This window comes from Streptomyces sp. SP18BB07 (genome assembly GCF_036322545.1).
In the GTDB taxonomy this organism is placed as follows: domain Bacteria; phylum Actinomycetota; class Actinomycetes; order Streptomycetales; family Streptomycetaceae; genus Streptomyces; species Streptomyces deccanensis.
Genome location: NZ_JAQYWT010000218.1, coordinates 1 through 14,660, shown reverse-complemented (window position 1 = coordinate 14,660; position 14,660 = coordinate 1). Strand labels below are relative to the sequence as shown.

The window sequence follows — 14,660 nt, the reverse complement described above, 5'->3', positions numbered from 1 at the left end:
CATGAGCCGAGACGGTCAGGGAAGAAGCCACTGGTTCGACGACGAGGCCGGACCAGTGGTGCGTCCGTACGCGATGACACGCGGCCGGACCAACCACGCGATCCAGCACCGCCTCGACCTGATCGCCGTGGTCGTCACGGAACCGCACGTCGACGACCTGGAGGAGGACCACTCCCTCTCCCCTGAGCACGTCCGTATCGTCGAGCTCTGCCGCGACACCCCGCAGTCGGTGGCCGAACTGGCCGCCGACCTTGACCTCCCCGTCGGAGTGGTCCGCGTCCTCGTCGGAGACCTCGTGGACGAGGAACTCGTCCACGTGACCCGCCCCGTACCGCCTGCCGAGCTGGTGGACGAGAGCATCCTGCGCGACGTCATCAACGGCCTCCGGGCGCTCTGAGCGCCACGGAGGCGGAGCGAACACGTGACAGACACCCCATCCAGCAGGAGAAAGACCGATGATCCTCGGGCGCACTGAGCGCGGTACACCCCCGGTCGAGCCCGTCACGCTCAAGATCCTCGTGGCCGGCGGCTTCGGCGTGGGAAAGACGACCTGCGTCGGCGCGGTCAGCGAGATCAAGCCACTGCGCACCGAGGAGGTGCTCACCGAGGCGGGCCGCCCGGTCGACGACACCAGCGGTGTGGAGAGCAAGACGACGACCACCGTCGCCATGGACTTCGGCCGCATCACCCTGCGCGAAGACCTCGTCCTGTATCTGTTCGGCACCCCCGGGCAGGACCGGTTCTGGTTCCTCTGGGACGAGCTCGCCTCCGGCGCCCTCGGGGCCGTCGTCCTCGTCGACACGCGCCGCCTGGAGGACTGCTTCGCCGCCGTCGACTACTTCGAGCGGCGCTCCATACCCTTCGTGATCGGCGTCAACTGCTTCGACGAAGCCGCGCGTTACCCGGCCGAGACGGTCCGCCAGGCCCTCGACCTCGACCCCGACGTGCCGGTCGTCCTGTGCGACGCCCGACAGCGTGACTCGGTCAAGGACGTCCTCGTCGCCGTCGTCCGGCACGCGATGGCCCACGCCTCGGGGCAGCGCCAGACCGTCACCACCTGAGGCACGGCCCGTACCCCCGCCGACAGGGGTACGGGCCGTGGCTTCATGGGCACGCGCGCGTGGAGCCCCGTTCGACGCAGCTGCTGACGCGACGGCGCCGTACGCGCGTGCCGTCAGCCGGCGCCGTCCTCATGCCAGCCGAAGCTCTTCTCCACCGCCTTGCGCCAGTTGTGGTACTCGCGGTCCCGCACGGAGGCCTCCATGGCGGGCGCCCACTCGACGTCCCGCTGCCAGTGCGACTTCAGCTCGTCCAGGTCGTTCCACACCCCGGTCGCGAGCCCGGCCGCGTATGCGGCGCCCAGGCAGGTCGTCTCCGAGACCCGGGGCCGGATCACCGGCACGCCCAGGACGTCCGACTGGTGCTGCATCAGCAGGTTGTTCTTGGTCATACCGCCGTCGACCTTGAGCGTCGTGATCGGCACCCCCGAGTCCTGGAACATGGCGTCCACCACCTCCCGCGTCTGCCAGCTCGTCGCCTCCAGCACCGCGCGCGCGAGGTGCGCCTTGGTGACGTACCTCGTCAGCCCGGTCACGACACCGCGGGCGTCCGAGCGCCAGTAGGGGGCGAACAGGCCCGAGAACGCGGGCACGATGTACGCGCCGCCGTTGTCGTCGACGCTCGCCGCGAGCGGCTCGATCTCGTCGGCGCTGCGGATGATGCCGAGCTGGTCGCGGAACCACTGCACCAGGGCGCCCGTGATCGCGATCGACCCCTCCAGGCAGTACACCGGAGCCTCGCCGCCGATCTTGTACCCCATGGTGGTGAGCAGCCCGTTCTTCGACGGCACGGGCCGGTTCCCGGTGTTGAGCAGCAGGAAGCTTCCGGTGCCGTAGGTGTTCTTCGCCGTGCCCACGTCGTAGCAGGCCTGGCCGAAGATCGCGGCCTGCTGGTCGCCGAGCGCCGAGGCGACGGGAACGCCGGCGAGGGGGCCCACGGCGGTGCCGTACACCTCGGCGGAGGACCTGATCTCCGGCAGGACCGCCTCCGGGACGTTCATCGCGGAGAGGATCGAGGTGTCCCACTGGAGGGTCTCCAGGTTCATCAGCATGGTGCGTCCGGCGTTGGTGACATCGGTGACGTGCCGGCCGCCGTCCGTGCCGCCGGTAAGGTTCCAGATCAGCCAGGAGTCGATCGTGCCGAAGGCGATCTCGCCGCGCTCGGCACGGGTGCGCAGGCCGGGCACGTTGTCGAGCAGCCAGGCGGCCTTCGGCCCGGAGAAGTAGCTGGCCAGGGGCAGACCGGTCTGCTCACGGAAACGATCCTGCCCGTCCGTGCCGCCGAGTTCGTTGCACAGCGCCGACGTACGGGTGTCCTGCCAGACGATCGCGTTGTGCACGGGTTTGCCCGTGGCCCGGTCCCACAGGACCGTCGTCTCCCGCTGGTTGGTGATGCCGAGCGCGCTGATCTGCTCCGCCCGCAGGCCCGCCTTCGCGATGGCCCCGGCGACGACCGCCTGCACCTTCGACCAGATCTCCGTGGCGTCGTGCTCCACCCACCCCGGCTTGGGGAAGATCTGACGGTGCTCGCGCTGGTCGACGGCGACGATGGCCCCGCCCTGGTCGAAGATGATGCAACGGCTCGAAGTGGTCCCCTGATCGATGGCGGCGACGTACTTCTGGGCGTTGTCCGGCATGACATCCCCTCACGTCTTGCGTCGATTCACGTCCTACGGCGGTGGGTCAGAAGGCTGCGTTGTAGAGGAGGCCCGCGAGGACCCCGCCGACCAGGGGGCCGACGACCGGGACCCAGGCGTAACCCCAGTCCGAGGTGCCCTTGTGGGGGATCGGCAGGAAGGCGTGCACGATGCGCGGGCCGAGGTCACGGGCCGGGTTGATGGCGTAGCCGGTGGGCCCGCCCAGGGAGAGGCCGATGCCGACGACCAGGAACGCCACCAGCAGGATCGAGATGCCGGAACCGTAGATCCCGGCCTCCTCGCCGGGGATCTGGCCGATACCGATGCCCGTGTTCCGGCCGAAGGCGAGGATCGGCAGCACCAGGGCGATCGTCGCGATGATCTCCGTGATCAGGTTGGCGACGGGGTTCCGGATCTCCGGGATGGTGGAGAAGATCCCGAGGGTCGGCGTCGGCTCGTCCGCCGTGCCCTCCGTGGTGCCCTCCTTGCGGACGTTCGCCTGGAACTGCGCGAGGTACACGAGATAGGCGAGGACGGCGCCGAGCATCGCACCGACCAGCTGGCCGAGCAGATACACCCAGACCTTCTCCCAGACCTCCGTGTCGACCGCGATCCCGAGGGTCACCGCCGGGTTGAGGTGCCCACCCGACAGGGGAGCGGCGGTGTAGGCGCCCGCCAGGACGGCGAAGCCCCAGCCGAACGCGATCACGATCCAGCCCGACGCCCTCGCCTTCGAGAACCTGAGAGTGACGGCGGCGCACACACCGGCGCCGAAGAGAATCAGGATCGCCGTACCGATGACCTCACCGACGAATATGTCTCCGTTGCTCATGGCGGCTCCTTGGCCCCGGCCCGGAGCGATCGGCCCCGGACCTCCGTGACGAGCGTGCCGGCGCGGCCGCATCGCCCGTGGGGGATGGCCTGTTGCAGGCGGGGAGCCCGAGCGGCGCGGTGCACAAAGACGCCCGAATCCGGCGATGCCGACCGACACCGGAAGTGTTCACCGGCACCCAGGGGGCGTCAAGAATCCGCACAACAACGGTTGAAGGCGCCTACGGGGCGCACACGTCGGCGCGAACAGCCCGCAGCGCCCGGCGACGCCCGCAGCACCGCGCCGGATCACGCCACGACGATCACCGAACCGCGGTGGCGAACTGCGGTGCCGAACCACGATGGCCGAAGCGCCCGCACCCGACGGCCCACCCAACCCGCCCTCACCGCACTGCGATCACCGCCGACCCGTGCCCGAACAGGCCCTGATTGGCGCTGACCCCCACCCCGGCCCCCTCGACCTGCCGATCGCCCGCCTCACCCCGCAACTGCCGGACCAGCTCGCACACCTGGGCGATCGCCTGCGCCGGAACCGCCTCCCCGAAGGAGGCCAGCCCTCCGCTGGAGTTCACCGGTATGCGGCCGCCCAGCGCCGTCGCACCGTCCCGCAGCAGCTTCGCGGCCTCGCCCTCACCGCACAGTCCCAGATCCTCGTACCACTGCAACTCCAGCGCGGTGGACAGGTCGTAGACCTCGGCGAGCGAGAGGTCCTCGGGCCCGACGCCCGCCTCCTCGTACGCCGCCCGCGCGATCGACGCCCGGAACGTCTCGTCCGGCGGCGCCACCGCGACCGCCGAGTCCGTCGCGATGTCCGGCAGATCCAGCACCGTGTTGGGATAGCGGGGCGTCACCGTGGACACCGCCCGTATCCGCACCGGCTCGGCCACCCCGTGCCGCCGTGCGAAATCCATGCTGGACAGCACGAGCGCCGCACCCCCGTCCGAGGTCGCGCAGATGTCCAGCAGCCGCAGCGGGTCGGCGACGACGGCCGAGGCCGCGACCTCCTCGGCGGTGACCCGCTTGCGATAGCGCGCGTACGGATTGAGCGCCCCCACAGCGGAGTTCTTCACCTTGACCCGCGCGAAGTCCTCCGGCGTGTCCCCGTGCACCGTCATCCTCCGCCGCGCGTACAGCCCGAAGTACGTCGGATTCGTGGCGCCGAGGACCCGGAACCGCAACCAGTCCGGATCGTCCGCCCGATCCCCGCCCGCCGGCCGGAAGAACCCCTTCGGGGCCGAGTCCGCGCCGACCACCAGCACCACGTCCGCGAGACCGGTGAGGATCTGCGCCCGCGCGGTGCCGACTGCCTGCGCCCCGGACGCACAGGCCGCGTACACGCTCGTGACCCGGGCCCCCTGCCAGCCCAGCGCCTTGGCGAAGGTCGCCCCCGCCACATAGCCCGGATAACCGCCCCGGACCGTGTCCGCGCCGACGATCGAGCCGATGTCCCGCCAGTCGAGCCCCGCGTCGGCCAGGGCCGCCCGCGCGGCCACCGTGCCGTACTCGACGAAGCTCCTGCCCCACTTGCCCCACGGGTGCATGCCCGCGCCCAGCACCGCCACCTCGCCCGTCATGTCCCCACCCCCGTCGGCCGCCACTGCCAGGTCGTCCAGATCGTCTCCGCGTCCTCGTTCAGAACCCCGGGGACGACCTCCACCTCCATGCCCACCGCCAGATCGGCGCAGGTCACCCCGGGAACGGCCTGCCCCAGCACCACGACGCGTTCTTCGGCCAGTTCCACAGCGATCAACGCGTACGGCTCCCAGGGAAGTTCCGGATCGGACACGTAGGGTGACGGGGGCCGGTACCGTCCGTCCGTGTACGACCACACCCGGCCCCGCCGCGACAGCGCGACCTCGCGCAGCTCATCGCCCGGACAGGCCGGATTGCGGCAGAAGGCGTCCTCGCGGGGGAAGAACACCGAGGCGCACGCGGAACAGCGCGTGCCGAGCAGCCGGAACCCCTCGCCCTCCCCGGTGAACCAGCCCGCGACCACAGGTGTGCGACTGCGCCCCAAAGCCCCTCCCCGAGTACAGATCTGATGAACCGTCAGAACTGTCAGGAGTCTGGCACGGTCATTCCGAATTGGGCAGGCCCCCGGGAGAACCGACGAGCCCCGTCCAGCGTCGGAGTATCGGGAGGGCCGGCCGGGGCCCACGGGGGTGGTTCCGGCCGGCCCTCACCCGTACCCGCGAACCCGGCGGTGTGGCGCATTGACCCGCCCCGACGAGACGACCAGCAGATGATCGGATACAGTCCGCCGCGTGTCCGCGAACCAACACCCACCCGCCAACTCCGCACCGGACTCGCATTGTTCGAGCTGCGGAGCGCCCTACGGAGAGGGCATCTCCGGCTGGCCCCGCACCTGCGAGGCCTGCCAGACAGTGGCCTACCGCAATCCGCTCCCCGTCGCGGTGGCCCTCCAGCCCGTGTACGACACCCAGGGCACCGCCCTCGTGGTGATCACACGGACCATCGCCCCCGCGCGCGGGGGCACCGCCCTGCCCGGCGGCTTCATCGACCACCGGGAGGACTGGCGCCACGCCGTCGTCCGTGAACTCAAGGAGGAGACGGGCATCTGCGCGGCCGACCGCGACGTACGCCTCGCCGACGCCATGAGCTCGCCCGCCGGCCATCTCCTGCTCTTCGGGCTCCTCCCGGAGCGCCCGGCCGCCGGCCTCCCGGCGCCCGTCCCCACCGACGAGACGGAGGGCTGGCACCTGCTGCGCAGACCCACCGAACTCGCCTTCCCCCTGCACACCCTGGCCGTCCAGGCGTTCTTCGACGGCCGCTACATCTGAGCCGAAGCCACCCGAGCCGTACCCGGGCTCACTCCCGGTCGAGCCCGCGCATCCGCACGGGATACGCAGGCTCGACCGGACCCTCGTCCCCGTCCCGCTCCACGACCACCCGCGGCCCCTCCCAACGCGCCGTGTACCGCTCGACCTCCGGCTCGTCCCAGCCGTCGCCCGCGTCCGGCACCACGAGCCCGCCTCCCGTCCGCCCGCGTGCGGGTGCCCAGACCTCCAGCTCCAGGCCGCCGTCGGCGCCCCGGACCGGCAACACGGCACCCGCGCGCGCGAGTACCGGGACACGCGACAGCGGCGCGTCCAGCAGCACCTGCCCCGGTCCCTCGTACGCCCGCCCGGTCACCGTGTCGTACCAACGGCCCTGCGGCAGCCGCACCGCACGCCGGTCCACGCCCGGCTCCAGCACCGGCGCCACCAGCAGACAGTCACCCAGCAGAAACGCGTCCTCGCAGTCACGCAGCGTCCGGTCCTCCGGCGCACCCCACCACAGGGGGCGTACGTACGGCGCCCCCGTACGACGCGCCAGATGGGCCAGCGTCATGAAGTAGGGCGACAGCCGCCGCCGCTCGACGAGCGCCACGCGCGCGTGCTCGACGATCTCCTCCCCGAACTCCCACGGCTCCCGCCGCCCCGCCCGCAGACTCGCGTGCGTACGGAACAGCGGCAGATACGCGCCGAGCTGGAACCACCGCAGATACAGCTCCGGCGACGGACTTCCGTCGAACCCGCCCACGTCCGGCCCCGAGTACGGCACCCCGCACAGCCCCAGCCCCATCACCAGCGCGAGCGACGCCCGCAGCCCCGGCCAGCCCGTCGCCACGTCTCCGGACCACGTCCCGCCGTAGCGCTGCATACCGGCCCACCCGGAGCGCGAGAACACGAACGGCCGCTCCTCGGGCACCAGCTCCCGCAGCGCCTCGTACCCGGCGCGGGCCATACAGAGCGCGTACACGTTGTGCGCCTCGCGATGATCGCCGCCCCGGCCCTCCAGATCGTGCCGGACCGACCGGGGCAACGTGTTCTCCCCGAACGCCGTGAACGACGTCGGCTCGTTCATGTCGTGCCAGAACCCGGCGAAGCCCTGCGCCAGCCGCTCCTCGTAGAGACCGCCCCACCACGCGCGCGTACGCGCACGCGTGAAGTCGGGAAAGACCGACTCCCCGGGCCACACGAGCCCCTCCACGACGTTCCCCGCGGCATCCCGCACGAACGCGTCCTCCGCCGTCCCGCTGTCGTACACCGCGTCGCCCGGCCGCACACCGACCGCCGCGTCGACGATCGACACCAGCCGGATCCCCTCCCGCCGCAACTCGTCGGCGAGCACCGACAGCTTGGGGAAGTTGACCGTGTCGACCGTGAACACCCGATGGGCGTCGTAGTGGTCGATGTCCAGGTGCACCGCGTCGAGCGGCAGACCGTGCTCCCGGTAGCCCGCGACGATCCGCCGCACCTCCTGCTCGCTCCCGAAGCCCCACCGCGCGTGATGATGGCCGAGCGCCCACGCGGGCGGCAGCGCCGGAGCTCCCGTCAGCGCGGCCCAGGCGTGCAGCACGCGCGCGGGGGTGCCCACTATCACCCAGCAGCGCAGCGGCCCGCCGTCCATCCGCAGCTCGGCCGTCCCGGCCCGGTCGTGCCCGGACCCGGCGCCCTCCTCGCCCTCGCGCAGCGTCACCGTGCCGTCCCACGTGGTGTCGTGGAACACCAGGTGCGTGGCCGCGTCCGCCACCACCATCTGCACCGGCATCGTGATGTACAGCGGATCGTCACCCGGCGCGAACGGATGACCGGGGTCCGTGTTCCACAGCCGATACGTCCCGTCCCGCAGCCGGGGACCCGCCGCCCGTCCGCCCAGACCGAAGAACCGCGCGTCGGCCGCCACCTCCGAGCGCTGCACCCACCGCGCCTCACCCCCACCGACCGGCTCCCACCATCGGGGCGGCAGATCACGTCGCAGGACCACCCCACCGGGCGTACGGACCTCCACGGCACCGTTCCGTGACACCACCACCGTCACCCGCTCGGCCACCACCCGCCAGGCACCGTCCTTGTCCGGCTCCAGCACGGCCCGCGGATCCGGCTCCGGACACCGGCCCGCCAGCGCGTACGACGGCTCCGGCCGCGCCCCGTCCCAGCCCCAGAAGACCGCGCCGTGCACATCGACGGTCACCCGCAGCTCGGATCTGCCGAACCGGACGATCCCGCCACCGGGCCCCGGCTCCACCCCGACCACCGGCCCCGGCACCCTGGCACGCTCGGCACCCCGCGCCGGCAGCGCGGCGGCGTCCGTACGCCTCCTGCGCCATGCGGCCCGCACGGTGCGCAGCCCCTGCGCCGCCCCCGCCGAACCGATCGCTTTCACCGAACGCACCAGGTCACGACCGTCCATGTGGCTCACCATGCCACTGACCGGCCGCTTCGTGTGAACCGTTCAACTTCCGTTCACCCGTGGTGCGGTCACATGTTCACGTCGCCGTCCAACAGCGGCTCACCCTGGTGCGGAAGTCGATCACATGGCATCGTCCGTGTCAGCCGCGTCACGCGCACACCCCTGCGCGTGCGCGCACGACGCCCACCACGCGCACCGTCCCGGGAGCCGCCCCATGACCTCAGCGAACCCCTCGCCGCTTTGGCAGCCCGACGCGGACCGCGTCGCCCGGGCCCGAATCACCGCATTCCAGTCCTGGGCGGCCGAACACCACGGAGCCCCTGCCGAGGGCGGATACCCGGCCCTACACCGCTGGTCGGTCGACGAACTCGAGACGTTCTGGAAAGCCGTCACGGAGTGGTTCGACGTACGGTTCTCCACCCCCTACGCGCGCGTGCTCGGCGACCGCACCATGCCCGGCGCCGCATGGTTCCCCGGCGCCACCCTCAACTACGCGGAACACGCCCTCCGCGCGACCGACGCCCGCGCCGAGGAACCGGCCCTGCTCCACGTCGACGAGACCCACGAACCACGCCCGGTGAGCTGGTCCGAGCTGCGCCGCCAGGTCGGCTCCCTCGCCGCCGAACTGCGCGCCCTCGGCGTACGCCCCGGCGACCGCGTCAGCGGCTACCTCCCGAACATCCCGCAGGCCGTCGTCGCCCTCCTCGCCACGGCGGCCGTGGGCGGCGTCTGGACCTCCTGCGCCCCCGACTTCGGCGCCCGCAGCGTCCTCGACCGCTTCCAGCAGGTCGAACCCGTCGTCCTGTTCGCCGTCGACGGCTACCGCTACGGCGGCAAGGAACACGACCGCCGCGACACCGTCGCCGAACTCCGCCGCGAACTGCCCACCCTGCGCGCCGTGGTCCACATCCCCGTCCTCGGCACCGCAGCCCCCGAGGGCGCTCTGGAATGGTCGGCCCTCACCTCCGCGGATGTGACCCCGACGTTCGAACAGGTGCCGTTCGACCACCCCCTGTGGGTGCTCTACTCCTCCGGCACCACCGGCCTGCCCAAGGCCCTCGTCCAGTCCCAGGGCGGCATCCTCGTCGAACACCTCAAACAGCTCGGCCTGCACTGCGACCTCGGCCCCGAGGACCGCTTCTTCTGGTACACCTCCACCGGCTGGATGATGTGGAACTTCCTCGTCTCCGGCCTCCTCACCGGCACCACCGTCGTCCTGTACGACGGCAGCCCCGGCCACCCCGACACCGGCGCCCAGTGGCGCGTCGCCGAACGCACCGGCGCCACCCTCTTCGGCACCTCCGCCGCCTACGTCATGGTCTGCCGCAAGGCCGACGTCCACCCCGGCCGCGACTACGACCTCTCCCGCGTCCAGTGCGTCGGCACCACAGGATCCCCGCTCCCGCCCGACGGCTTCCGCTGGCTCCACGACGAGGTCCGCGAGGACCTCTGGATCGCCTCCGTCAGCGGCGGCACCGACGTCTGCTCCTGCTTCGCGGGAGCCGTCCCCACCCTCCCGGTCCACATCGGCGAACTCCAGGCCCCCAGCCTCGGCACCGACCTGCAGTCCTGGGACCCCAGCGGCAAACCCCTCGTCGACGAGGTCGGCGAACTGGTCGTCACCAACCCCATGCCGTCCATGCCGATCCACTTCTGGAACGACCCCGACGGCACCCGCTACCACGACAGCTACTTCGACACCTACCCCGGCGTCTGGCGCCACGGCGACTGGATCACCCTCACCTCCCGGGGCTCCGTCGTGATCCACGGCCGCTCCGACTCCACGCTCAACCGCCAAGGCGTCCGCATGGGTTCGGCCGACATCTACGAAGCCGTCGAACGCCTCCCCGAGATCAAGGAGTCCCTCGTCATCGGCGTCGAACAGCCCGACGGCGGCTACTGGATGCCCCTCTTCGTCCACCTCGCCCCAGGAGCGACGCTCGACGAGGCCCTCCTCACCCGCATCAAGCGGACCATCCGCGAACAGCTCTCACCCCGGCATGTCCCCGACGAGGTCATCGAAGTCCCCGGCGTCCCGCACACCCTCACCGGCAAACGCATCGAGGTCCCCGTCAAACGCCTCCTCCAGGGCACCCCACTGGACAAGGCGGTCAACCCCGGCTCCATCGACAACCTCGACCTCCTGCGCTTCTACGAGGACCTGGCCCGCGAGCGAGCCTGACCCCCGCACGCGACCGCGTTGTCAGTGCCCTCGATTACTGTGAGTGAGCATTGATCGACCGTTCGCACAGGGGGAGAACATGGCACGCACCGACCACCAGAGCATGCGCCGCGTCCTGCGCCGCGAGATCGCGGGCACCATCGGCCTGCTGGCCGACGAACACGACTTCACCGCGATGCGCCGCTACCGCAGCTTCACCTTCGACGACCACACGACCTACCTCCGACAAGTGGAAGCCCTGCTCAGGACCCTCTCCGCGCAGGGCAACCACACCACGGTCGCCCTCTTCGACCCCGAGGAGTACGCGGAGTTCTGCGCCGACACCGGCCTCGAACCCGACACCCCCGCCAGCCGCACCCGCTTCACCGCCGAGCTGGCCGCGACGGGCGCCGCCGTCCCGTACGAGGGACAGCCCCTCACCGAGCTCGTCCCCGACCTCATCGACGAAGCCGTCCGCCTCGCCACCTGGGAATACGCCACCACACTCCTCGCCCAGATCGGCGACTGCGCCTCCTGCGGCGAGGACATCGGACGCGCGGCCTTCTCCCGCGCCATGCACCTGCTCAAGCGCATCCTCGACACCGCCGGCCCGGGCGAACGCCACCTCGTCTGCAGCGTCTCCGCCGAACCCCAGGCCTTGGCCGCCGTCCTCCACGCCGACCAGAACCCCGAAGGAGCCACCCGGCTCGACGAGTCCGAAGCCCTGGAGTTCGCCACCGTCCTGGCCCTGGGCATCGCCACCCGAAGCCCCGGCGGACTCGTCATGCGCACCACCGCCCCGGACCGGACCGACCGCGTCTACGGCTGGCACCTGCGCGGCGACGACCTCGCCCCCCTCACCGCGGGAGAGGTATTCGACGCCTACTGCACCGACCGGGAATCCGGAGACCTCGTCTCCCCGGAGTCCGGCGTCGACTACTGCACCCCACCCGACCTCGGGGACGACCCCGGCAAGGGAGGCACGACCCAGCACGGCCACACCCACTGAACGGGCGAGGGGCGCCCCACCCGAAGGTGGAGCGCCCCTCGACGCCCGCCGGTCCCGCCGGTCTACTCGCCCGACAGCACGGCCTGCGCCGCGCCACGCGCCTCCTCGGCCGTGTCCGCGGCACGCGCTGCGGCAGCGGCCCGCTCGCACTGCGCCAGCGTGTACTTCGCCAAGGTCGCTCGCACATACGGAATCGACGCCGCACCCATGGACAGGGAGGTGACCCCCAGACCGGTCAGCACACAGGCGAGCAGCGGATCCGACGCCGCCTCACCGCAGACACCACAGCTCTTGCCCTCGGCCTTCGCCGCCTCGGCGGACAGCGCGACGAGGTCGAGCAGCGCCGGCTGCCACGGATCCTGGAGCCGCGACACCGCACCCACCTGCCGGTCGGCCGCGAACGTGTACTGCGCGAGGTCGTTGGTCCCCAGCGAGAGGAACTCGACCTCCCGCAGGATCGACCGCGCCCGCAGCGCCGCCGACGGGATCTCGACCATGGCACCGAACTTGGCCTGCAGCCCCGCCTCACGACACGCGTCGGCGAACGCCTTGGCGTCCGTGCGGTCCGCGACCATCGGCGCCATGACCTCGAGGTGGACCGGCAGGCCTTCGGCGGCCTTCGCGAGCGCGGTCAGCTGTGTCCGCATCACCTCGGGGTGATCGAGGAGCGTCCGCAGGCCACGCACACCGAGGGCCGGGTTCGGCTCGTCGGCCGGCGTGAGGAACTCCAGCGGCTTGTCGGCGCCGGCGTCCAGCACCCGCACGACCACACGCCCCTCGGGGAAGGCCTCCAGCACCTGGCGGTACGCCTCGACCTGCTTGTCCTCGGACGGCGCCGCCTTGCTGTCGTCCAGGAAGAGGAACTCGGTCCGGAACAGCCCGACCCCCTCGGCCCCGGCCTCCACGGCCGCCGGCACATCAGCGGGGCCGCCGACGTTGGCCAGCAGCGGAACCCTGTGCCCGTCAGAGGTCGCCCCGGGTCCGCTCGACGCGGCCAGCGCGGCCTTCCGCGCCGCCGCGGCGGCCTCCAGTTCGGTCTTCTTCTCCGCACTCGGGTTCACGAAGATCTCACCGGTGCTGCCGTCCACGGCGATCACCGTGCCCTCGGCGAGCTCCCCGGCCCCCGGCAGCGCGACCACGGCCGGCACCCCGAGCGCCCGCGCCAGAATCGCGCTGTGACTCGTCGGCCCACCCTCCTCGGTGACGAAACCGAGGACGAGCGTCGGATCGAGCAGCGCCGTGTCCGCGGGGGCCAGGTCACGAGCGATCAGCACGTACGGCTCGTCGCTGTCCGGCACCCCCGGCATCGGAACCCCGAGCAGCCGGGCGACGATACGATTCCGCACATCGTCGAGGTCGGCCACGCGACCCGCGAGGTACTCGCCGGCCCCGGCCAGCAGCGCCCGATACGCGGCGAAGGCGTCGTAGACACCACGCTCCGCCGTGCTCCCCACGGCGATACGTCGCTCCACATCCGCCATCAGCTCCGGGTCCTGGGCCATCAGGGCCTGGGCCTCCAGCACGGCCTGGGCCTCACCCCCGGCCAGATTGCCGCGCGCGATCAGATCGGCGGCCACCGCGTCCACGGCCTTACGGGCACGCCCCTGCTCGCGCTCCGCGTCCTCCGCCGGGATCTGCTTGGCGGGCGGCTCCAGCACCGCCGTTCCCATGTGCCGAACCTCGCCGATCGCCACACCGTGGCTCACACCGACGCCTCGCAGCGTTGTCTCCATCTCACCTGTCTCCGATAGTGCGGCGGATCCTGCCGCCGCGGTGGTTGTGGAACTTGCGGGCCGGTACGGCCCCGAGGTCACCGCCAGCCGAAGAGCGTGTCCCCGGCCTTCACCTCGCCGTCCTCGCGGAGCTCGGTGAGGGAGTCGGCCGTGGCCTCCAAGGCCACCACAGGGCAGATCGGCGACTTGCCCGCGGCCTCCACGGCGGCGGGGTTCCAGCGCACCACGGACTGACCCCGTCGCACGGTGTCGCCCTTGTTCACGAGCACCTCGAAGCCCTCACCGTTCAGCTGCACGGTGTCGATACCGAGGTGCGTGAGCACACCGTGTCCCTCGCCGTCCACCACGACGAACGCGTGCGGGTGCAGGGAGACGATCACCCCGTCGACGGGAGAGACGGCCTCCCCTGCCTCGCGCACGGGATCGATCGCCGTGCCGGGGCCGACCATCGCCCCCGAGAACACGGGATCCGGTACGGCGGCCAGTCCGATGGCGCGTCCTGCGAGAGGTGACATCACGGTGGTCATGGGAAGCCTCCCAGGTGGAGATCTATGAGGACGCCGCCCCCGTGGGTCCCGGGACGGCGCGCTGAGCAGCAGGGTAGGTCGGTTGAAGTACCCGTTCCGCACGATAGCTCCGCATTAGAGGTCTAGACCACCCCTCGAAGCGATTTGCACGGGCTCCGCGGCCCGATGTAGAGTCTTAGACCTGCCTCGGGGCGAGCGGCACTTTGTGTCCGACCCCGGCAGCACCGAACTCGTTCAGATCGTTCAGATCCTATCCCGGGATCATCTTCTGCATGCCTGCAGGACGGTGGTCAGGGGGCCGGAAAAACACTGATAGAGTTTGGAACACCGAAGGGAAGCGCCCGGAGGAAAGCCCAGGAAATAACTTGGGTGAGTACAAAGGAAGCGTCCGTTCCTTGAGAACTCAACAGCGTGCCAAAAATCAACGCCAGATATGTTGATACCCCGTTCCCGGCCGGTCTTCGGTTGGGGCGAGGTTCCTTTGAAATAAACACAGCGAGGACGCTGT

General features: G+C 71.2%; 13 protein-coding genes. 5 read left to right on the top strand and 8 right to left on the bottom strand.

Features of this window, described 5'->3' with window-relative positions; all coding sequences use genetic code 11:
* Window position 1: 1 nt before the first annotated feature.
* Together PUR53_RS04210 and PUR53_RS04205 are read left to right on the top strand one after the other, a co-directional pair.
* A complete protein-coding gene (locus PUR53_RS04210) occupies window positions 2–397 on the top strand; it encodes a DUF742 domain-containing protein (RefSeq protein ID WP_239752348.1) in 396 nt (131 codons plus the stop codon).
* 58 nt (window positions 398–455) lie between these two features.
* On the top strand, window positions 456–1,061 hold the full coding sequence (locus PUR53_RS04205) for a GTP-binding protein (protein ID WP_329907414.1): 606 nt from the start codon (window positions 456–458) through the stop codon (window positions 1,059–1,061).
* A gap of 113 nt (window positions 1,062–1,174) precedes the next feature.
* On the opposite strand, the gene glpK is transcribed toward PUR53_RS04205, so the two are convergent.
* The 4 genes from glpK to PUR53_RS04185 form a co-directional block, all read right to left on the bottom strand.
* Complete coding sequence (gene glpK / locus PUR53_RS04200; protein ID WP_329907413.1) at window positions 1,175–2,695, bottom strand: glycerol kinase GlpK; 1,521 nt, start codon at window positions 2,693–2,695, stop codon at window positions 1,175–1,177.
* A gap of 46 nt (window positions 2,696–2,741) precedes the next feature.
* Complete coding sequence (locus PUR53_RS04195) at window positions 2,742–3,527, bottom strand: MIP/aquaporin family protein (RefSeq protein WP_329907412.1); 786 nt, start codon at window positions 3,525–3,527, stop codon at window positions 2,742–2,744.
* Between the two features lie 382 nt (window positions 3,528–3,909).
* Entirely contained in the window at window positions 3,910–5,100 is a 1,191-nt protein-coding gene (locus PUR53_RS04190; RefSeq protein ID WP_329907411.1) for a lipid-transfer protein, read from the bottom strand.
* Window positions 5,097–5,522 (bottom strand): Zn-ribbon domain-containing OB-fold protein, encoded by a 426-nt coding sequence (locus PUR53_RS04185; protein ID WP_329895631.1) that lies wholly within the window; start codon window positions 5,520–5,522, stop codon window positions 5,097–5,099. Before PUR53_RS04185 ends, PUR53_RS04190 begins: the two co-directional genes overlap by 4 nt.
* A 268-nt stretch (window positions 5,523–5,790) precedes the next feature.
* Here PUR53_RS04185 and PUR53_RS04180 point away from each other — a divergent pair, with 268 nt between their 5' ends.
* Window positions 5,791–6,327 carry an NUDIX domain-containing protein gene (locus tag PUR53_RS04180; RefSeq protein ID WP_329895603.1) on the top strand — a complete coding sequence of 179 codons (537 nt, stop codon included), beginning with the start codon at window positions 5,791–5,793 and terminating at the stop codon, window positions 6,325–6,327.
* A 28-nt stretch (window positions 6,328–6,355) separates the two neighbouring features.
* On the opposite strand, the gene PUR53_RS04175 is transcribed toward PUR53_RS04180, so the two are convergent.
* Window positions 6,356–8,722, bottom strand: coding sequence for a glycoside hydrolase family 31 protein (locus tag PUR53_RS04175; protein WP_329907410.1), 2,367 nt, complete (start codon window positions 8,720–8,722; stop codon window positions 6,356–6,358).
* A gap of 214 nt (window positions 8,723–8,936) precedes the next feature.
* Here PUR53_RS04175 and PUR53_RS04170 point away from each other — a divergent pair, with 214 nt between their 5' ends.
* Both PUR53_RS04170 and PUR53_RS04165 read left to right on the top strand, forming a co-directional pair.
* Window positions 8,937–10,904 carry an acetoacetate--CoA ligase gene (locus PUR53_RS04170; RefSeq protein ID WP_329907409.1) on the top strand — a complete coding sequence of 656 codons (1,968 nt, stop codon included), beginning with the start codon at window positions 8,937–8,939 and terminating at the stop codon, window positions 10,902–10,904.
* A 79-nt stretch (window positions 10,905–10,983) separates the two neighbouring features.
* Complete coding sequence (locus tag PUR53_RS04165) at window positions 10,984–11,892, top strand: hypothetical protein (RefSeq protein WP_329895600.1); 909 nt, start codon at window positions 10,984–10,986, stop codon at window positions 11,890–11,892.
* Between the two features lie 62 nt (window positions 11,893–11,954).
* Here PUR53_RS04165 and ptsP read toward each other — a convergent pair whose 3' ends face one another.
* The 3 genes from ptsP to PUR53_RS04150 all read right to left on the bottom strand — a co-directional run.
* Window positions 11,955–13,625: a phosphoenolpyruvate--protein phosphotransferase gene (gene ptsP, locus PUR53_RS04160; protein WP_329895599.1), complete on the bottom strand. Its 1,671-nt coding sequence runs from the start codon at window positions 13,623–13,625 to the stop codon at window positions 11,955–11,957.
* Between the two features lie 77 nt (window positions 13,626–13,702).
* Complete coding sequence (locus tag PUR53_RS04155) at window positions 13,703–14,152, bottom strand: PTS sugar transporter subunit IIA (RefSeq protein ID WP_329895598.1); 450 nt, start codon at window positions 14,150–14,152, stop codon at window positions 13,703–13,705.
* Window positions 14,153–14,442: 290 nt separating this feature from the next.
* The coding region (locus tag PUR53_RS04150; protein WP_329895597.1) for a hypothetical protein at window positions 14,443–14,660 on the bottom strand (218 nt) is incomplete at its 5' end.